This is a genomic window from Psychrobacter sp. H26, from assembly GCF_059073035.1.
In genome coordinates this window covers 229,978-251,092 of record NZ_JCACRW010000001.1, presented here as the reverse complement: position 1 = coordinate 251,092, position 21,115 = coordinate 229,978, and the positions used below count along the sequence as shown (strand labels likewise).

16 protein-coding genes are annotated in these 21,115 nt (G+C 44.5%); 5 read left to right on the top strand and 11 right to left on the bottom strand.

The features are described from left to right. Positions 1 to 28 precede the first annotated feature (28 nt). The 3 genes from AC5JPT_RS01170 to AC5JPT_RS01160 all read right to left on the bottom strand — a co-directional run bounded on the left by AC5JPT_RS01170 (position 29) and on the right by AC5JPT_RS01160 (position 4,058). Complete coding sequence (locus AC5JPT_RS01170; protein WP_493856770.1) at positions 29 to 2,074, bottom strand: BCCT family transporter; 2,046 nt, start codon at positions 2,072 to 2,074, stop codon at positions 29 to 31. A gap of 386 nt (positions 2,075 to 2,460) precedes the next feature. Beyond that, positions 2,461 to 2,904 (bottom strand): HIT family protein, encoded by a 444-nt coding sequence (locus tag AC5JPT_RS01165; RefSeq protein ID WP_493856769.1) that lies wholly within the window; start codon positions 2,902 to 2,904, stop codon positions 2,461 to 2,463. Positions 2,905 to 3,041: 137 nt separating this feature from the next. Then, on the bottom strand, positions 3,042 to 4,058 hold the full coding sequence (locus tag AC5JPT_RS01160; protein ID WP_493856768.1) for a hypothetical protein: 1,017 nt from the start codon (positions 4,056 to 4,058) through the stop codon (positions 3,042 to 3,044). 204 nt (positions 4,059 to 4,262) lie between these two features. Between AC5JPT_RS01160 and AC5JPT_RS01155 the strand changes: the two genes are divergently transcribed. The 3 genes from AC5JPT_RS01155 (at position 4,263) to AC5JPT_RS01145 (ending at position 8,664) form a co-directional block, all read left to right on the top strand. Next, positions 4,263 to 5,075, top strand: a complete 813-nt coding sequence (locus tag AC5JPT_RS01155) for a hypothetical protein (RefSeq protein WP_493856767.1) — start codon at positions 4,263 to 4,265, stop codon at positions 5,073 to 5,075. 191 nt (positions 5,076 to 5,266) lie between these two features. Next, entirely contained in the window at positions 5,267 to 7,153 is a 1,887-nt protein-coding gene (gene ilvD, locus AC5JPT_RS01150; RefSeq protein ID WP_296134320.1) for a dihydroxy-acid dehydratase, read from the top strand. Positions 7,154 to 7,416: 263 nt separating this feature from the next. Next, positions 7,417 to 8,664, top strand: coding sequence for a cation:proton antiporter (locus tag AC5JPT_RS01145; protein WP_493856766.1), 1,248 nt, complete (start codon positions 7,417 to 7,419; stop codon positions 8,662 to 8,664). Between the two features lie 97 nt (positions 8,665 to 8,761). Here AC5JPT_RS01145 and AC5JPT_RS01140 read toward each other — a convergent pair whose 3' ends face one another. The 4 genes from AC5JPT_RS01140 to AC5JPT_RS01125 form a co-directional block, all read right to left on the bottom strand. Then, positions 8,762 to 10,201 carry a serine hydrolase domain-containing protein gene (locus AC5JPT_RS01140; RefSeq protein WP_493856765.1) on the bottom strand — a complete coding sequence of 480 codons (1,440 nt, stop codon included), beginning with the start codon at positions 10,199 to 10,201 and terminating at the stop codon, positions 8,762 to 8,764. A 213-nt stretch (positions 10,202 to 10,414) separates the two neighbouring features. Beyond that, a complete protein-coding gene (locus AC5JPT_RS01135) occupies positions 10,415 to 11,011 on the bottom strand; it encodes a protein tyrosine phosphatase family protein (RefSeq protein WP_493856764.1) in 597 nt (198 codons plus the stop codon). A gap of 61 nt (positions 11,012 to 11,072) precedes the next feature. Next, positions 11,073 to 11,990 carry a MaoC family dehydratase gene (locus tag AC5JPT_RS01130; RefSeq protein WP_493856763.1) on the bottom strand — a complete coding sequence of 306 codons (918 nt, stop codon included), beginning with the start codon at positions 11,988 to 11,990 and terminating at the stop codon, positions 11,073 to 11,075. Positions 11,991 to 12,302: 312 nt separating this feature from the next. Then, positions 12,303 to 13,703 (bottom strand): 3-oxoacyl-ACP reductase, encoded by a 1,401-nt coding sequence (locus tag AC5JPT_RS01125; RefSeq protein ID WP_493856762.1) that lies wholly within the window; start codon positions 13,701 to 13,703, stop codon positions 12,303 to 12,305. 551 nt (positions 13,704 to 14,254) lie between these two features. Between AC5JPT_RS01125 and AC5JPT_RS01120 the strand changes: the two genes are divergently transcribed. Together AC5JPT_RS01120 and ppk2 are read left to right on the top strand one after the other, a co-directional pair. Further along, positions 14,255 to 15,922 carry an acetyl-CoA C-acetyltransferase gene (locus tag AC5JPT_RS01120; RefSeq protein WP_493856761.1) on the top strand — a complete coding sequence of 556 codons (1,668 nt, stop codon included), beginning with the start codon at positions 14,255 to 14,257 and terminating at the stop codon, positions 15,920 to 15,922. A 179-nt stretch (positions 15,923 to 16,101) separates the two neighbouring features. Then, positions 16,102 to 17,202: a polyphosphate kinase 2 gene (gene ppk2 / locus AC5JPT_RS01115; protein ID WP_443524235.1), complete on the top strand. Its 1,101-nt coding sequence runs from the start codon at positions 16,102 to 16,104 to the stop codon at positions 17,200 to 17,202. Between the two features lie 90 nt (positions 17,203 to 17,292). Here ppk2 and AC5JPT_RS01110 read toward each other — a convergent pair whose 3' ends face one another. From AC5JPT_RS01110 to lpxK, 4 genes are all read right to left on the bottom strand, one after another. Continuing rightward, positions 17,293 to 17,640: a PilZ domain-containing protein gene (locus AC5JPT_RS01110; RefSeq protein ID WP_443524236.1), complete on the bottom strand. Its 348-nt coding sequence runs from the start codon at positions 17,638 to 17,640 to the stop codon at positions 17,293 to 17,295. A 111-nt stretch (positions 17,641 to 17,751) separates the two neighbouring features. Then, on the bottom strand, positions 17,752 to 18,882 hold the full coding sequence (locus AC5JPT_RS01105) for a DNA polymerase III subunit (protein WP_493856760.1): 1,131 nt from the start codon (positions 18,880 to 18,882) through the stop codon (positions 17,752 to 17,754). Positions 18,883 to 18,971: 89 nt separating this feature from the next. Continuing rightward, the gene (gene kdsB / locus AC5JPT_RS01100; RefSeq protein ID WP_319050242.1) at positions 18,972 to 19,832 is read right to left on the bottom strand and encodes a 3-deoxy-manno-octulosonate cytidylyltransferase; all 861 of its coding nucleotides are present in this window, start codon (positions 19,830 to 19,832) and stop codon (positions 18,972 to 18,974) included. A gap of 48 nt (positions 19,833 to 19,880) precedes the next feature. Continuing rightward, complete coding sequence (gene lpxK, locus AC5JPT_RS01095) at positions 19,881 to 21,011, bottom strand: tetraacyldisaccharide 4'-kinase (RefSeq protein ID WP_493856759.1); 1,131 nt, start codon at positions 21,009 to 21,011, stop codon at positions 19,881 to 19,883. Positions 21,012 to 21,115 lie beyond the last annotated feature (104 nt).

Genomic DNA, 21,115 nt, shown 5'->3' with positions numbered 1-21,115 from the left:
TATAATTACTATTGACGCATTCATTCTATTATTTGTCGAGTACACTGCCCTGCTCTAGGGTGATATCTTCATCGTGCGCTTGCATACGCCATGGGAGACTATCAGGCGATACATTGAGGAAATGCAGATACTTTTCGAACTGATCGATGATGTCGTTAATCACTGATTCAGACTGGTAGCCGTATAGATCATACGTTTGACCACCGCGGCGTAGATAGACCTCAGCACGGTGATGATGTTCTTGTGGCAAGGTGTCTGCGGTGCCCTCAGTATAATAATCAGGCGCATCATGTTCGGATAAGCGCACTTCATACCAAAACTCAACATCGTCGCCACGCTGCAACTCAAGTACTGCACGGTTATTGACTGCATCGTAATTGACTTCAGTCGTCCAGCCTGTCTCTGCAAACTTAGATGATACTTCCATCATGGATGGCATAATCACTTCTTTGATATAAATCAAGACCTTATCGCGCGTTGGCTTGTCAGTCATGTAGTCAATACGCTCGCGCCATGCTGATGGTTTGAGTAGATGCGGTGGCAGTTTGTTATTTTGACCGAGGCTTTGATTACGGTGGCCTTCGATACGTAGGGCACGCCACATACCAAACATTGAGATTAGAATAATAACCGCAAACGGTAGCGCACTGACGATAGCTGCTGTTTGCAGTGCTGTTAGACCACCTGCGATCAAGAGTACCGCTGCTACGGCCCCTTCAGTCACTACCCAAAAGCTGCGCTGCCACCACGGCGTATCACTACGACCACCAGCCGCTAGTGAATCAATCACTAATGAACCTGAATCTGACGACGTCACAAAAAAGGTAATAATTAATAGAATAGTCAATGACGACACAAACTCAGTGAATGGTAAGTTCTCTAATAGTTTAAATAAAGCAATCGCTTGGTTGTCCTGTACATCACCAATGAGCGAGTTATACCCATCGACCATAATCATATGTAGTGCAGTATCACCGAACACAGCAAACCAAAAGAACGTAAAGAAAGTTGGTACCAGCATCACGCCCAATACAAACTCGCGAATGGTACGACCACGGCTAATCTTGGCAATAAATAGACCCACAAAAGGTGCCCATGCGATTGTCCACGCAAAAATAAACAGCGTCCAGCTACCGATCCAGTCGCTGTTCTCATAGGCCTGTAAACTAAAGGTACGCTCAACGATATTGCCCAAGTAGCTGCCTGTATTTTCCATAAAGGCATTCAAGATAAAGATGGTCGGACCGACAATAAACACAAAAATCATCAGTGCTGTCGCTAGCACCATATTTAAAATAGACAAGCGTTTGACACCCTTATCCATACCTGCCAACACAGACAACAGAGCCGCTGACGTTACTAATGCAATAGCAATCACCTGCACAGTGGTGTTCACTGGAATGAGATCTGGCAACAGGTAGTTGAGTCCCGCGTTGATCTGCGATACTGACAAACCGAGACTGGTCGCAATACCAAACATCGTGCCCAATATCGCAAACACATCGACCGTGTGGCCGATAGGACCATGAATCTTGTCACCGATGATTGGATACAGTGTTGAGCGTATTGACAATGGTAGACCATGGCGAAATGCAAAATACGCCAGTGACAACCCCACTACCCCATAAATCGCCCAAATATGAAATCCCCAGTGAAAATAAGCAATTTGCATCGCTTCTTTTGCCGCCGCGATCGTTTGCGGCTCGGAGAGTGGCGGACTGGCAAAATGCATCACAGGTTCTGCTACTCCAAAGAACAGGAGCGCGATACCATAGCCTGCCGAAAAGAGCATAGCAAACCATTCAAGAAACTTGTATTCCGCTTCAGCATGGTCAGGCCCTAGCTTGATACTGCCATAGGACGAAAATGCCAATACGATAATAAACATCAAGAACAATGCCACTGCCAACATATAAAACCAACCGAACGTCTCAGTCGTAAAGGCAAGTACATCGTTGAATAAAGCACCTGCTGCTTCAGGATTGATCGCTGTACCAATGACCAGTAGCAGCATAATGATGGCAGCGGGTACAAAGACTGGTAACAAAATAGTAGAACGAGGTAATTTACTCATGAAAAGCGATTTCCCAAAAGTTGATTTTGCCTTTTTTATAGTTATTCATTGGTAAGGACAAAGGTGAATGTAAGATAGCTAATAGATAGTTTATGGTTGTGCGTTAAATCTAAATTAGTTAGTGATAAGTCGATTAACGATAAGTTAGTAAACACGTATCATATCTATCACATTCTTTTCAAAAACCCTAGACGACCAGCTGACTCGTAACATGACCTTAACGCTCGTTACATGACTATCACTAAGCAACAAAAAAGACAGCTTGCGAGCTGTCTTCTTATCTTGTACATCACTTATGTTAATGCGCTATGACTTAGACCTACATATCGCTATAGATATTAAGGTCACAAAGCATGGTATTTATATCACAAAAGACGGTACTGCGATTATGCATCACTGATTGCTGCAGCAAGTTGCTTTGCAATATCGGCAAGTTCACTTTGATCCGCCTGTGTCACTGCATGGCGACCCAACTCATGAATACTCGAGGGGATCAGATGTATGTGATAATGAAAAACCGTTTGACCTGATTGCGCGCCGTTTAGCTGCATCTGGATGATACCTTCACGCTCGAACACTTTACGCTGCGCTTGCATGACTTTTTTGGAGGTCATCAAAACAGCGGCAGCATACTCTGGCTCAAGATTAGCCAAATCAGCTGTTTTTTGCTTAGGTATGACCAATACATGGCCTTCTGCTTGCGGCATGATATCCATAAAGGCGAGCGTTTTATCATCTTCATATACTTTGTGATATGGAATATCACCATCTAACATTTTGGCAAAAATGTTATTGTCATCATAAGCAGTTTGTGGATTTACTTCAGTCATTATTTCTTCCTTTAAGAGTTTTATTATTAGTTAATTAATAGCTTAATAGCTATCAAAAATAGATAAAAGCACCTGTCATATAGTGGACGAAATATAAGTTGAGTACAAGCCAACAATGTGAGATCAAGATTATTAAATCAATTGTAACTGGCTTTGTTAACGAACTTTAAAAAAACATTTTTCCAAAAAACGAGCCAGCCATAAAAAAACCGGATACCAAAAACGATAAATATGTATAAACCGTTGATATATAAATTCTCGAACCATGCTTCTTGATCTATCAGACCTAATGTGAACCAGTTTGCATTGGTTAAAAAACCTAACGTGCCAATAGTCATAAAAAATCCAAAGATAAGTGACCAAGCGCAGCTACGTAAAAAAGACATGACGCTATGAATATTTCTGGGGTCAATCTGCTGCATTCCCATAAACTTTAGCGGCTTCCACAATACGATAGACAATGCCGCTAAGATAGGTACAAACATCATCACTCGAATAAAATGGTAAAACATTGCGGCATCACCAAATGGAGAAGCCAAAAATGCCCATTCGTTGCCAAACTGTTGCTTCAGTTTGGTATCTGCACTATTACCGCTAAAATATAAATCAAAAAATTTTCTGTTCTCATTAATCGGTGGTAGCGTCAAGTTATTATGTATCCAACCAATGCACATATTGACCCAATCAGGCTGCCATACTAGGCTCAGATCTCTTATCCAGCAGCGGGTATACAATATATCGAAGAGTATGAATGCAAATAAAAATGCCAGTGATAGCGTTTCTAATCGGTTAGGTGGCAACTTGCCATTGCTAGCAATCTGCTTATGTACCTGCTCTCTTTGCTCAATATCCTCTATGCTGTCTAGCGTTTCATACACTTTGGCAGTGGCTTGAAACAGGTACGCATTTTTGCCTTTTATCAGCCGATACCAAAACTTAGGAAGACTTAAGGCCACACATAAGAGCAAGAACCATACTGAGTTGAGGATTAGGTTTTGAATATCGTTGAATACTGGTATGCGTATACCAATAGAAAACAAACCAACGAAAAACCAAAATAGGCATATGAGTAAATAAAAGAAGAGATACTCTTCATAGAGACGGTCTGATGTCATCCATTCTTGGATAGATTCGTTATCGGAAGGGGTTTTCATTAATTATTCTATCTATATACTTATCTAAATTATCGACTATATTTTAGATTATTTTAATAGACAAAATACGATTAATTTATAATAAATCATTCAACTAAAGACATTATCTTATACGTATAAACTACCATCTCATCCCACTAATTTATTGGCGAGTCATGCCTTTTAAATGTTATATTAGCCCTCTATTTTAATAACGCTATGCTTATGGATTTGCCTACTTTGCCGACCAATAGATCAGATAGCCTAGATAACGGCGACCCGTCTTCAACACTCAATGACAATGCCCAAACGTCTGGATCAAATGTCTCTGTGCCTGATAGTACTGGCTTAGAGCAACTTAGTACTGAGCCTAACAATAGTACTCAAACCATCGATCCAAGCGCTATCATATTAGCAGAAGCACTAACTGATAAAGCCATCAGCTGGCAGATACACAATTGTAAAATTATAAAGAAGACTGTCACGCAAGATTTGCCATTGCCTTTTTTGTATCACTATGACAGTTTAGATGATGCGATCAAACAAACGCACCCGCTCACTCCTGAGTTACTGCTTCAATTCAATACACCCATGTCGGCTCATGAGGCTGCCAAATTAATTGGTATTGACGAGGAGCTGCTGACCAGTCCTTGGCATGTGAAAATTATCGGCTCGTTGGTAGTATTTAGTGAGGCATTGCAGTTGGCTGTACGGCTACATTGGACCAATACTGGCAAAGAGACTCAGCAGGTATATACCAAAGATGCAGCAGATGCGGTTACTGCAGCTTTTAAAGACTGGCAGTTTTTTGGTCGTGTGGACGTTCTTTATAAGAATAACAAGCAGACATTGATCAGTATTGATGAGCAAAATCCCAGTACCCCAGCATTACCTACCGAATCACTGCTAACGATTGGCGCAAGTAGCGACTATCAACAGCTTTTAGCCACCCATGCACTGGCAGCTATTGTCAAACTAGAAGCTGACAAAGCTGATTTACCTTGGTTTGACACAGCCATATTGGCGCGTCTTGAATAATCGTTTTTACTCACCTTTAGCGGTTCTGGAACCATTATTATTGGCATATTATTTTAAGTTATTCATATCTAATGGTATGGTAACGACTTAGTATTATTCACTAGTCCTCACTCTCTATAAAAAGCACACTATCCCTATTAAAACTGAGGGTGCAAATTTTAACAACTCCGCCTATTTGTAAGGAATATCACATGGATTATCGTTCAAAAACCTCTACCGGCGGTCGTAATATGGCAGGTGCGCGTGCATTATGGCGTGCAACTGGTATGACTGACGGCGACTTTGGCAAACCAATCATTGCAATTGCTAACTCTTTCACCCAGTTTGTACCTGGTCATGTGCATCTAAAAGATTTGGGACAACTGGTCGCACGTGAGATTGAACAAGCAGGCGGCGTGGCAAAAGAATTCAACACCATTGCCGTTGATGATGGCATTGCGATGGGTCATAGCGGCATGTTGTATTCACTGCCAAGTCGTGATTTGATTGCTGATTCGGTCGAGTATATGGTCAATGCTCACTGTGCTGACGCACTCGTTTGTATCTCAAACTGCGATAAGATCACGCCAGGTATGCTGATGGCTGCCATGCGCCTGAATATTCCAGTGGTATTCATTTCAGGTGGTCCAATGGAAGCAGGCAAAATCCTAGCCAGCACCGTCGGTAAGAGCCACAATACTGATAGTAATGACAGCAGTGCTGTTCGTAAACTCGATCTGGTCGATGCCATGATGGACGCTGCTGATGACAGCATTAGTGATGAAGATGTGGCCGCGATTGAAGCCTCGGCCTGTCCGACATGTGGTTCGTGCTCTGGGATGTTCACTGCCAACTCTATGAACTGTCTGACGGAAGCCTTAGGACTGGCATTACCAGGTAATGGTTCACTACTGGCGACCCACTCATTGCGCCGTGAGCTGTTCTTAGAAGCAGGACGTACTATTGTCTCACTTGCCAAACGTCGCTACGAGCAAGATGATGACTCGGTCTTACCTCGCTCAATCGCTAGCAAAGCCGCCTTTGAAAACGCGATGACACTAGATATCGCGATGGGCGGCTCGACCAATACTATTTTGCATTTATTAGCCGCAGCGAACGAAGCAGAAGTCGACTTTAAGATGTCAGATATTGACCGCCTAAGCCGCGGTGTGCCCTGTCTGGCAAAAGTCGCCCCTGCCTCACAAAAGTACCATATGGAAGATGTGCATCGTGCTGGCGGCGTGTTTGCGCTATTGGCCGAGCTTGACCGTGCAGGATTAATGAATACGGACGTTCCAACCATTCATAGCCCAACGATGAAAGCAGCGATTGATAAATGGGATATCATGAATGCGGACAACCACGAGGCACGCGCACGCTATCTAGCCGCGCCTGGTGGCGTACGTACTACTGAGGCGTTTTCACAATCAAAAGAATGGTCAAACCTCGATGTCAATCGTGAGTCTGGCTGTATCCGCAGTGCCAAGCATGCTTACTCACAAGATGGTGGCTTGGCTGTACTGTATGGCAACATTGCCGAGCGTGGCTGTGTGGTCAAAACCGCAGGCGTTGATGAAAGCATCTTAGTATTTACTGGGCGTGCACGTTTATTTGAGTCTCAAGATGATGCGGTTGCCGCGGTATTGGATGATAAAATCGTTGCCGGTGATGTGGTCATTATCCGCTATGAAGGCCCTAAAGGCGGTCCTGGTATGCAAGAGATGCTTTATCCAACCACGTACTTGAAGTCAAAAGGACTGGGTAAAGAATGCGCCCTACTCACTGACGGTCGTTTCTCTGGTGGTACATCAGGTCTCTCAATCGGTCATGCCAGCCCAGAAGCTGCTGAAGGCGGGGCGATTGGTCTGGTTGAAGAAGGCGATACTATCCATATTGACATCCCTAATCGCACTATCAACATGCAGGTTAGCGATGCTGATTTGGCGACTCGCCGTGAAGCCATGGAAGCTCGTGGACGCGATGCGTGGAAGCCTGTCAGTCGTGAACGTTATGTGACCCCTGCATTACGTGCTTATGCCGCCATGACTACGAGTGCCGATACTGGTGCCATACGCGACGTGAGCCAAGTTGAGCGCTAAGCCCTGCTTGTGCCGTTAACATTAAAAAGCTACTTGTATCATTTATTAAGCCTGCGCTATGCAGGCTTTTTTTTCACCAAAAAACAACGCAGTAATCGTTTTGATAACTATTTCTTTCGGTAATAATCGTTTTTTATCGGCATGATAAGTCTTACCGTTAGACAAAGTTTTTATTGATATAGACTTTCATCAACTTCAAAAAGCTGTATTCAAAACAACACCCTAGAACTGGCATTTAAAACCTAACAACGTGCGCAAACCTTATGATTGAAAAATATAACTTATTCTTATTGATTTGCGGTATCGCCTTTTTATTAGGGGCATTATTTCCTGTCATCTTTAAGCGTAACTTTATCTCCTTACCCATGCTACAAGTTAGCTTTGGTTTGATGATGGGCTATTGGTGGACCTCTTTGTCCTTTTTGGACCCTATAGACAATGGCATGCTCATCGAAAAGCTAACTGAGATCGTGGTATTGGTTTCGTTGGTTGGTGCGGGTATAAAGATTGATACCGAGCTCTCTTGGCAGTTATGGCGACCTACTGTCAGGCTACTGCTCATTACCATGCCCATTGGTATCTTTGCAATGGCAGTGCTAGGTTACTACGCATTTGGCTTAAGCCTAGGCGCTGCTATCTTGTTAGGGGCAGTATTGGCACCTACCGACCCTGTCTTGGCATCGAGTATTCAGGTTGGACCGCCTAATACTGGTGGAGAAGACACACCGCGCTTTACGTTAACGTCAGAGGCAGGATTAAACGATGGGCTTGCTTTTCCCTTCGTCTATTTGGCCATCAAAATTGCAGAAGCCTTTAGTGAAGGACAGGCCTTTACCTACGATATGCTATGGTCGTGGTTCACTCATGATGTCTTGTGGAAAATTGGCGCAGGCGTCGTTGTGGGTGTCTTGGTCGGTAAAGCGATGGCCAAAGTCGTGTTTTCCAAACATACTCGTGACACGACTATCTCACAGGGGTATGTTGTTATTGCACTCACCTTAGTCGCCTATGGTGTCGCAGAATACGTACACAGTTATGGGTTTATCGCAGTTTTCGTTGCAGCTTTCGCCTTTCGTCGTTCAGAGTGTGAGCATAGCTATCATCAAAAACTTCACGACTTTGCTGAGCAGTCAGAAGGCTTGCTGATGTCGCTGGTGCTGGTGATTTTCGGTATGTTCTTGGGCCAAGGACTACAGTCTGGGATTGAGCTGACATGGCGTGTCTATATCGTCAGTTTTACTTTTCTATTACTCATACGTCCGATTGGGGGGTTCATCGCCTTATCAGGGCTTAACTTACCGCATACCGAAAAATACGCAATCTCAGCACTGGGTATTCGTGGTATTGGTACGCTGTACTATCTGTCTTATGCGCTCAATAAAGATTTTTTTGCTGATGAAGATGCACTCAAACTATGGATTGTCTGCTCAATTGTGATTTTGGCCTCTATCTTTATCCACGGTTTAAGTGCTGCTAGGCTCCTAAGACTAACCCCTCAAAAGTCCAGTTGATTATTCATACTGGATTTATTTTTAGTAAAGCTGTTTGGGCAAAATCAGTTTGACTACAGCAACTGTTTAAGAGCACGTTAACTTGAGAGCGCACTAACTAATGTAGCTCATTGATCCAGTCTAAAACCGCCTCTGTAAGCGCAAACTGACGGATGTCGTTGAGCATCGTGGTGTCAAAATTATGAATAAAGGTAAATGACAATTGCTGCTCAGGATCACACCACGCCACTGAGCCATTGTACCCCATATGCCCAAACCCTGATGTGGCAGGCGTTACGCTACTATCGGTGGCTCTCTCGTTGTTGCCTATACTAAATAGCTTATGGTACCCCAAGCGCCATTGCATGGCCGCTGGCATTACTGCATCTAGACCGGTGACTTGCGGCGTAGACAGTTGCTCAAAAGTAGCCCTATCGATCAGCGTCTGCCCTTGCCATACGCCGCCATTGGCTAGCATGGCGTAGATAGTGGCTAATGCATCAGCTGAAGCGACACCGTTCGCAGCGGGAATGATGGCCTCTAACGTTTTGCGATTATGGTAGTCAAGTGCGTGTTTACCAGCAGGAATGAGCGCCGCTTTATAGTTCTTTAGATTGAGCTGACTGGTATCAAAGTACAAACGGCTAATATAAGCTGTATCCATGAGTGGCAAATCATTTTGCTCATTACCTGTATCTTGCTCATTACCTGTATCTTGCTCATTAGCTATAGCTGGATTAGGTGTCTGGTCATTGATCAAGCCCTGCTGCTGCCAGTATGTATAGCTGGGTAAATTGGCATAGGTACGCAACGTATCTTGTGAGTCGGACTTCAGCGTTGGTTTATTGCGTTTGTTACGTAGCAGTACACTATCTTCGCCTGAAGCTTCAAAGTCTTTTGCCAGTTTTGCTACTTGATCGACCTTATCTTTTGGCACACCAAAATAACAACTGTCTGAAATACCTAAAGGGTCAGTGAGATACTGGCGTAGTGCTTCAGCTAGTGACATCTGCGTCACTGCTTCTATCACACCGCCCAGCACCCAGCCATATATCAACGCACTGTACGCGCTATCATATTTTGCTGCATCTTCAGGTGCAGTGACAGGCATACCCTCAACGTGTCTCAGCATCGCGCCCCAATCGAGCACAGTGTCACTGTCAACATCGATACTGGTGATCGAAAACAGATCAGCCTGATGTGACATGACTTGTCTCAAGGTTATGTTATCTTTACCGTTTGCAGCAAACTCTGGCCAATACTTAGCGATGGGCACATCATAAGTGAGCAGCTGCTGAGAGACCAGCACATGTACGAGCGTCGCTAAAATGCCTTTACCCGTAGAAAAGTTAATCGCTAGCGTGTCAGGCTGCCACGGCTCATCAGGACGCGCCATTCCTATACTTGCTTGCGCGATGCACTCACCTGCCTGATATACCACCACTATACCGCCTGCTGGTGCATCATCAAGCTGTAATACAGTTAGTAGCTGCTGCAAACGTTGCTGCAAGTCCATCTTTGTTAGTGCATGAGAGTGTTGTTTATTATGTTCCGTCATTATTGTCTGGCTCCAATGCTATAAATTATTGTCGTTTTGAAAGTGTATAAATACGCTACCAAAAGGTCTGGACTAGTATAAATGAATGTGCAATCAATAAAAAAGGCCACCTACTGGTCGCCTTTGATTATTCAATAATATTTTAGGGTGTTACTAAAACTACGTGTCACGCTAGTATTTATTGAGTCATTTCACCCAGCTTAAGTATCTAGTCTAGCGAGGCACTAACAAACGATTATGAACTTCTTGTTCAAGCTTGGTCAGACCATGACTACGGCCGCGTTCCATAGCCGTATCCATTTTGCGTCCACGGAGCCAACCTGCTCGTAGCGCAATCGCTGCACCAACTCTATTACCGGATCCACAATGCATGGCAATTTTTTTGCCATGATGCTGGCGAAGTATGTTATCAAATGCCAGTATTTTGAGCTGCTTTAGCTCGGTAGCCCCATTGATAGGCAGATGCTCATAGCTCATTCCTGCCTGCTCAACCGCTACTCCTTCATCAAAAGTAAGCTCATCATCTGGCTGTAAATTGATGACTAACTCTACACCAGATTTTGCCAAAACAGTGACCTTTTCGTCATCCAATGCCCCGCACACAATAGTCTTGTCGTCCGGACGGAAGTAAGGCTCAAAGACAGCAGCTAAGTCGATACCGTTGTCACTATCTAAGTCAGTATCTAAGTCACTATCTAAAGCCTCAGTGGTCAAGGTGTCATTAGCAGCGACTGTGTCAGTAGCTGCTAAACTATCAGCGTGGTTGGTGCTTGTCGCATTGCTTTGTGGGTTTGTATTTTGTGACGTCATAATGATAAATATATTCGTTAAATATGGCTATTAAAATAAAAGCGACGCTATACAATATGTGCTACTTGCTGTCGCTGTTTAAGGTCACAACACCAGCCAAATGTGGCTTGCTGTTTTTAGAGCTATATAGGCCAAACTCACAAGTATCACCTGTGTTTTCTAGCTGTGCTACTGGCTCAGCGATGAGCTCTACTTCAGCTGGCAAAAAGATAGGCAGCTTGAATGAAACCTCGACAGTATAAGCGTCAGGTAGCTCATCCATTAAAGCAAGACACTTGGCTTTTGACCACATACCATGTGCAATCGCTTTTGGAAAACCAAAGGCACGAGCTGATAAAGGATGCAGGTGAATCAAATTGAAGTCACCTGAAACGAATGCATAACGGCGACCGATATCTTCTGGCACTTCAAAAATACTATGGACATCTTTCTCACCGACTTCTGGCTTGACGGCAACTGGACGCGGTGCGCTTTTCTTGTCTTTACTACTGCTGGATTTTTTGCTGCGTGACAGATAAGTTGACGTCCCTTCCCAAATAATTTCGTCTTCTGATTTGACTGTCGTCACAAAGTCAAACTGCTGACCTTGGGCGTGATCGCGCAAGTTACTAAACGTGACGGCCATTGCGACCGTTTCGCGCTCACCGATAGGGCGATACTGTGTGACGCTGTTGTCGATATGCACCAGACCTAACATAGCAAATGGGAATGGCTCTTTTACCATCATGTTCATCTGCAACGTTTGCGACAATACTGAAAAATAAGTCGCTGGAACTTTTCCATCGTCAGCGAATCCGCAAATTTTACGATAGTCATTTAGATTGTCTTGATCGATATGCAAGTCATCGACGTAATAAGTCGCTTGTGGTAATTGATCTTTGCTGATTTTTTCGCTGTTGCCAATAGGCAATAAGCTTTTGACGATATTGGCGTAGGTAGTGTGCGCTTTTGGCAACGCATCATAATGTGTGTCTGACATAAGTAAATCCTAAATGTGGCTTGAACAAGTTTTAACGTATCTAAAGACATTCTGCAGTCGTTGATTAGAACCTATTATTAAATCATTTAATAAGCGCCATATTCAATCAATCTTATGAGTATCTCTAATAGCAAAAAATAGTTTGGCTAATGGGTCTTGTGTTTTTATCATAAAAAAGCCACCCGTGGGCAGCTTTATTACAATTTATCAGCAATTATTCGTAAGCATATGTGAAACCAATCAAAATTGAGAGGAAGTTCTATGCAGCTTCCCGCCCGTTAATTATCACAAATGCTGGCAAATAAATCCATATTATGCACCAAGTAGGCTTTGACCACAGACACGGACAGTGTTGCCGTTCAGACCGCCAGAAGCAGGTGAAGCAAACCATGCAATAGTCTCAGCCACATCTACTGGCAAACCACCTTGGCTCATTGAGTTCATACGGCGACCCGCTTCACGAATAGCAAAAGGAATGGCTTCAGTCATTTGCGTTTCGATGAATCCTGGTGCCACTGCATTGATGGTCATGCCTTTAGCATTGCCTTCTAGCTGCTTGGCAGTTGCGTTGACCAAACCGATTACACCCGCTTTAGAAGTCGCGTAGTTAGTCTGACCCATGTTACCAGCGATACCTGAGATTGATGACACACAGACGATACGAGCGTTTGCTTTTAGTACGTCATTATCAAGTAGATAGCGGTTCAATTTAGCAATGCTGCCTAGGTTAATATCGATAACCATATCCCACTTTTTCTCATCCATTCTAGCGAGCGTCTTATCACGTGTTACGCCAGCATTATGAATGATCGAGTCTAAACCGCCACGCTTTTGCGCCGCATCTGCAATTTCTGCACCAGCATCATCACTTGTGATGTCTACCGTTAGTGCAGAGCCACTGATTTCACTTGCTACTTTTTGTAGGTCAGCTTGCTGCTGTGGTACATCCAGACAGATCACATGCGCACCTTCGCGAGCCAAGACACGAGCAATTGCTTCACCAATACCGCGACTGGCACCAGTCACTAGCATGGTTTTGCCACCTAAAGGTTGGTTCCAATCGACATCGACCGACTCGCCTTTGCTGACACGTACTACTTGTCCTGAAACATACGCTGAACGTGCTGAAGTGAAAAAGCGCAAGGTTGAATCTAGGTTCTGCTCGGCACCTGCTTCTACATAGATAAGCTGCGCCGTAACGCCGCGCTTGAATTCTTTACCGACTGATTTTACAAAACCTTCGAGTGCGCGCTGTGCCATTGCCGTTTCGATATCAGTGATACTCTCTGGCGTACGACCCACAATGATGACTCGGCCTGATTTTTCTACGCGACGGGCAACGGTATGAAAAAAGTCATACACTTCTTTTAGTTGATCGGCGTTGCTGATGTTGCTGGCATCAAAAAGTAAAACTTTGAATTGATCATCGCCACCTGTGTTTGCTTTTGCCTCAATGCCTGCATCAGCCAATGCGTCTTTGATATCATCGCTGCTGTTTACATAAACCTCAGCATGAACATCTGACAAAATACGTGCAACTGATTCGCCAACGCTCTTGTCGTCCCCATTCGCACGGCCAACCAACACACTACCGCGAACCAAACGCTCACCGCTCTCAAAACGATCAAGCGTAGTTGGCATCGGCAAACCTAAGTTTTTTGCTACTTTTTTGCCAAGAGAAGATTGAACAAAATCACCATAACGGTCTGACATAATATATTCCCTATAAATAATAAATGGTTAGAAGAATAGTAAACACAAGAGGTAATGCACCTATTATATAGGCTCATCGACATTGTAATTATTGATATTTGGTAAATCATTTTAAAACCAGCCTAACTATACACTGCCCTTGTAAACAAGTCCAAAAACAGACAATGTCTACAACAATCTGTAAACAACTCAGTATACAAGCCAGCAACTTTTTGTCGCGTTAATCGCCACCATATCATGCTAGAATCCGACCTATAAGTTATGGCAAGTTTAATTATCGATAACAATATATTATCAAACGAACCATTATGCAATGCTAATATCTAATGTTGGTTGGGCGATTAACGTCTTACCCATTATTACTAAGACTGATGATAACGCTTGTATAAGCGTCACATCGTTTGCTAAAGATATACATTAAACGAGTAAAAACGCCTTATCATACACAGCTATATGATGTGATAAATGATAATATTTGCTTCTTGCTTAAAATAACATTACCTATTCTTTACCCTCCATTTCTTCTACCCATACTTTTTAAGGATAATATTATGAGTAACAAAAATAACCACCCTGATAGCCCAGTTGTCGAAAGTACTGTCGTTAAAGCGAATGATGCAAAACCACAAGAAACAGCGGCGAGCAGTGAGCCTACTGCAGATGTCAAAGACGTGGCAAAAAAAGCGGTCGATACTAGCAGTGCAAAAGATACCAACAACACAAAAACAGATAGCTCAAAAAAAGACGTGCCTGCAAAAGACACCAAAACTGAAGCACCTAAAAAGCCTGACGCCAAAGACGCGGCTACTGATACAGCTACTAAAGAAACCGCTACTAAAGATACTGCAAAAAAAGCAGATGACGAAAAGGCAGCAACCCCTGCTGCTAAAAAGCCAGCGGCCACTGCCAAAAAGACGAGCAAAGCCAAGCCTGCCTCAAACCAAAACCGTGTGGCTATCCTAGGTGGTAACCGTATCCCATTCGCACGTTCGAACGGCTCATATGCTGACGTTAGCAATACAGATATGCTGACTGCTGCCCTAGACGGTTTGGTTGAGCGTTACAACCTACAAGGTGAGATACTAGGCGAAGTGGTATCTGGCGCTGTCATGAAGCTAAGCCGTGACATCAACCTAACTCGTGAAGCGACGCTAAACACAGCGCTAAACCCGCACACACCAACTTATGATATCGCACAGGCTTGTGGTACTGGCTTGCAAGCGACGTTTGCATCTGCCAACAAAATTGCCTTGGGTCTGATCGACTCTGCCATTACTGGCGGCGTAGACACAACTTCTGATGCGCCTATCGCTATTGGCGATGGCTTACGCAAAGTACTTATCAAGCTGGGTGCAGCAAGAGACAACAAACAACGTCTAAAAGCATTGATGGGTCTAAATCCAAAAGATCTAATCGACTCTCCACAAAACGGCGAGCCACGCACTGGTCTATCAATGGGCGAGCATCAAGCAATCACCACACTTGAGTGGAATATCAGCCGCGAAGCTCAGGACGAGTTAGCATTTAACAGCCATCAAAACCTAGCACGCGCTTATGACGAAGGTTTCTTTGATGATTTGATCACACCATACAAAGGTCTGACTCGTGACAACAACTTGCGTCCAGATACCACACTAGAAAAACTGGGTAAGCTCAAGCCAGTCTTTGGCAAAAAGAGTGCTAACCCAACGATGACTGCTGCTAACTCTACGCCACTGACTGATGGTGCGTCTTGTGTGTTACTAGGTACTGATGAATGGGCAAAAGAGCACGGTCTAAAGCCACTGGCTTATATCGCTCATCAAGAAACCGCAGCGGTAGATTTCATTGGTAAATCTGGTACCACAGAAGGTCTACTAATGGCACCAGCATATGCGGTACCGCGTATGCTCGAGCGTGCTGGTCTAACCTTGCAAGATTTTGATTTCTATGAGATCCATGAAGCCTTTGCCTCACAAGTGCTATCAACCCTTGCTTCTTGGGAAGATGAGAAGTTCTGTGAAGAGCGCTTAGGTCTTGATGCGCCTCTAGGATCTATCGATCGTAGCAAGCTAAACGTAAACGGCTCGTCATTGGCAGCAGGTCATCCATTTGCTGCAACTGGTGCTCGTATCCTAGCGACTGCCGCAAAACTACTGGATCAAAAAGGTTCAGGTCGTGCGCTTATCTCTATCTGTGCGGCTGGTGGTCAAGGTGTGACTTGCATCTTAGAAAAATAAGATTTAACGCCAATATAGTTTGCTAGTTAAGCGTCATTAATACAGATGACGCTGTCAAAAAATAAATGCCCTCTAATTCAATTAGAGGGCATTTTATTTGCCTTTATTTTGTTATCATAAATTTGCTCTATGACGATAGCCTTTTACAAACGCCAGCTTATCAAACAAAGGTAATATTTATGAGTACGATGAAATACTTGTTAAAAAAGCTCAGGCAAGTGATTTTTGATGAGCATCAAACTGTCCAACATGATAAAAAAAAGCCCTCAACGGTGACTGAATTTAAACCTATCTCATCTCATACCTACGACAATGCCAATAAGAGCCGATACGAGCGTGAGCAGACCACTTTGTCCAAGCGCATCGAAAAAGAAGTCGACTATGATGAGTTACGTCGAAAAATGCACCAAGACCTGATCGATAGCCATGACGAAGAGTTAGAGAACGAAATAGACGATTATATGCGTAACTTTTATTTTGACGGATGTCAGTTAACCACTCAAGAGAAGCTCGACCGCCGCACTTATTTTCAAGAGTTGGTTCGTTTACAACGCGAACTCATCAAATTACAAGACTGGGTCGTTGAGAATGGCGAACGTATCGTTGTGATATTTGAAGGGCGTGACTCCGCAGGTAAAGGTGGGGCTATCAAGCGCATCACCCAACGGCTAAACCCACGAGTCTGTAGGGTTGCCGCATTGCCTGCGCCGACTGAGCGTGAGCAAACGCAGTGGTATTTTCAGCGCTATGTTGCCCATTTGCCAGCAGCAGGCGAGATTGTCTTATTTGATCGCAGCTGGTACAACCGCGGCGGTGTTGAGCGGGTGATGGGGTTTTGTACTGATGAGCAGTACGAGGAGTTTTTTCAGTCCGTACCAGATTTTGAGCGTATGTTGGTCCGTTCGGGCATACGCTTGGTAAAATACTGGTTTTCTATTACCGATGATGAGCAACATTCGCGCTTTATGAGCCGTATCCATGACCCCTTAAAACAGTGGAAGCTCTCGCCAATGGACTTAGAGTCACGTAGACGTTGGGAAGACTATACCAAGGCAAAAGAGACCATGTTTGAGCGTACTCATATCCCTGAAGCGCCATGGTGGGTCGTTGAAGGCAATAGCAAAAAGCGCGCAAGGCTCAATTGTATTGCTCACCTGCTCGAACAAATCCCTTATAAAGAAGTCCCTCGTGATGAGATCGAACTGCCTGACCGTAAGCGCGACGATGAGTACTACCGCGAACCCATACCTGACGACATGTATGTGCCGCCCCGCTACTAGCCTATATTTATATACAATCAAAGAGACTTTAATTGCTATAAGCAGCCTTTATTTAATAAGGCTGCTTTTTCGTATACATCTTTAAAAACATTACATCGTATATGTGGATTGTAAGCTATCGATTTTACCAGCCAGCAGGCGCTCAACTTCGTTTTTGATACGCTGTCCAGAAATATCACTACCAATTTGCACTGCAAAACCTGCCGGACGACTGCCTTGGGTTTTAGAGTTAATCCAAACGACCTTACCGTTCATCGGTAAGCGTTCGCTAGAGTTTGGTAACGTAATGGCAATAAACACCTCATTACCTAACTGCTGCGGCTGATCAGAGGGCACAAATAGCGCGCCATTACTCACAAAGGATAAATAGCTGGCATACAATGTCTCGATACTTTCAATGTGGCAGGTTAAGATCCCGCCGCGGCCTGGCATTGCCATAGTCAGCTTCCTTTATCGAATGAGTTAAATGTATTTTATGAGCGTATTGGATATATATAAATAAAAGCAATTGTGAGTTAGCAATCCCTTATAAGACGCTACAGCACTGCCTTACAAGTATGCCAACTCTTGCATTAGCTTATCATAGGCAAATTTTTCTTGCACATTTTGTTGTAGAGCAACTTTGGTCTGCTGCAAGCTCATAGCTACGGTTTCTAGTCCGCTACCTGTGGGTTGGTAAGATGCCAATGCTGATGAGAGATTAATGTCTTTTTGTAGTTCGCTAAGTCCCAAACAAACACGGCGTATATCAAGAAGCATCAACTCAGATAACTGGATAAACTCCTTGATACTCAGCTGACTTTGCCAATAATCACTTGCTGCCACGCTACTACGCTTGCCACTACGCAGTGCTTGCCATGTGGTCAGCCATAGCGCGCGCTTACTGTACCACGGTGCCTGCGCCAAGCCTATAGCAGCGAGCGGAGCACCATTTGCCAGCTGTATGAGCTGCTCGATGGCTGTCTGACCCACTGCCTCACGGTTGATCGTATGACCTAGCACTTGGGTCACATAATCGATGGCAACGGCAGGCTCTATCGTCTGTAGCGCTAACTGCTGTACTCGGCTCTTGATGGTTGGAAGTAGCTGAGCGGGTGTATCACTAATCAAAAACAAATGAACCTGCGATTGCGGCTCTTCTAAAGTTTTAAGTAAGGCATTGGCAGCAGCAACGGTCATTTGCTCAGCATGATCTAACACGCAAATACGCATTCCCTGTCCGCCTTGATATATAAAAGGCTGGAGCGCTCGAATGTCATCAACTTTAATTTTAAGAGTGCTATTACTTGTGCTCTTGGTATTCTTCTTGTCTTTTGTATTGCTTGATTTTTCTTTGAGAGGCTCATTGTCTGCCTCGATGGGCATACTGACTAGCGGTAAGACTTGCAAGCTTGGGTGGGTGCCCGACTTTAACCATTGACAGCTTTCACATACGCCGCAAGCTCCTGATGGGTGTGTACTACGCTTGCGGCACAATAACCAAGCAGCCAATCGCCACACAAAGGCCCGTTTACCCATACCCTGCATACCAGCAGCAAGTAGTGCGTGCGGCAATGACTGCTGCATCAATACTCGCTGCGTCAATTGCGTCCACAGCGTCTGCTGCCATGGCAACAATGGTGCAAAATAGATACTGCCTGACGCCTCCAGTGTACCTACATTCCCTGTCATATCATTCATAGTTATAGCTCTATTGGCTCTATCACGTTTTTGGGTACTTGGGCTCGAGAGGCAGCATGCGACCACTGCTCTAAAAATATGTGGTTAGATTACTGTGCAATGGGGCTTTGGGTAATACCATTTTGGGTAGCAGGGTTTTGAGCAGCAGGACTCTGAAAGTCAGCTAAGCTCATCGCATTTAAACGCTCTAGATCTTCCTGTGTATCCACACCAGCAGGTAATTGGCAGGCAGCTTCGGCAATGGCAATATGCTCACCATTTTCTAGCACACGTAGCTGCTCTAGACTTTCGAGTAACTCGAGCGGCGTCTGTGGCCAATGTACAAACTGCTGCAATAAACTGACGCGATACGCGTATAAACCCAAATGGCGATACGCATTTTTTGGTGGTTGTCTTTGACTGCTACCAGCCAGCGCAACATCACGATCACAAGGGATGGGCGCGCGACTAAAATAGAGTGCGCGCTGTAGGTTGTTTGCCTGTTGACTGACGACTTTTACCACAGATGGTCGCTGAAACGTATCGTAATCATCGATAGGTTCACAGAGTGTCGCCATGACGCTAGCCTCATCCGCGACCAAAAGTGCTTGTACCTGCTCGAGCAGCAATGGCGGTACAAGTGGCTCATCCCCTTGCATATTGACCACGATGTCATGGTCAGCCCAGCCTTTGATAGCAGCGACTTCTGCCAAACGGTCCGTCCCCGAAGCATGTTCGCTACTGGTCATAACAACATCGAAACCTGCATCGGTGCAAACCTTTGCAATACTCTCATCATCAGTCGCGATACACATATCATCTGCAAAGGTAGCTGCCTGTGCTTTTTCAGCCACCCACAGTATCATCGGCTTGCCATGAATGCTTAGCAATGGCTTACCAGGTAGCCGAGTGCTCTTAAAGCGAGCAGGAATTACGATATGGGTTTTAGTAGAGGGAGCGACAAGCGACATGGTTGATTCCTATAAAATTATGGTGCAGTTTGGTGTCTTAACCAGTGTCTATGATGAGACGCTTATACTAGCATTTTGATTAGCATTGACACCTAAAGCTTTTAATTGCTGGTTGAGATTATCGTAGCAGTTATCGGATAAAACGGCTGTCACAGGTAATACCCATAATCTATTGATTAGCTCTGAATACTCAGCATTCAACACTTGATCCGTTGTATATTCTGACAATAACGCGCCTATTTTTACCGCATCTTTACTGGTCACCACGATTGGATAATCACTATATTGCAATAACTCAGCCAAACTAAAGTCATAATGATCAGGATAAGGATGTCCTACGACATCAAAACCAAGAGATTTTAAGGTATCAAAAAAACGTTGTGGATAGCCGATGCCACTGACTGCATGTACTCTACTATTACTAACCGGTATTGCGTTATCGGTCTGAGGCGTATCCGACTGTGAATTCCATAGCCTTTGCAATGTATCCGCTTGCAAATGCATGGTCAAGCGCTCAGCATGTCGCGCCTTCTCACCACTTTTATTATCATAAGCCGAATCTATGACAGGATTCTCATGATAGATGACGTCAGCCCCTTGCAATCGTGACATCGGCTCACGCAAAAACCCAGTCGGTAGCAATTGCTCATTGCCAAACCCTCGCGCGTCATCTACCACAATCCACTCTATATCGCGCTTAAGCGCATAATGCTGCAAACCATCATCAGCGATGATCAATTGCACATCGGGCTGAGCATCCAGCAAAGCAGCAATCGCCTGCTGACGGTTGGGGCATACTGCCATAGCAACGCCTGTCGTATGAACAATCAAACAAGGCTCATCACCTACCACGCTCGGCAAACTGGTAGCACTTACCACGGCCGGCATTTGACTGGTATCACCACCATAACCGCGGCTGATAACCCCTACCTTTATGCCTTGTCTTTGCAAATAACTAACTAAAGCAATAATAAGCGGCGTCTTACCACTACCCCCTACCGTAATATTGCCAATGACCATGACGGGTACAGATGCACGGTAACTCGATAGCAACCCAGATTTATAAGCATTGCGGCGAAGCATGGTAATCAACCCATAAAGCCAGCTAACAGGCAACAATAGCCAAAGCCAAAGGGCGCGGCGTTGCCATGCACGGGTGATTGTCGTCTCGATGCTCATTGATAATTGCCATTCATTCTATTGATGCGTTGCATAGGTGCTAACGGTTGTTCCAGTTTTTAAGACTACCAGACTTACCATAAATCAAAGTACAGATATGTGAT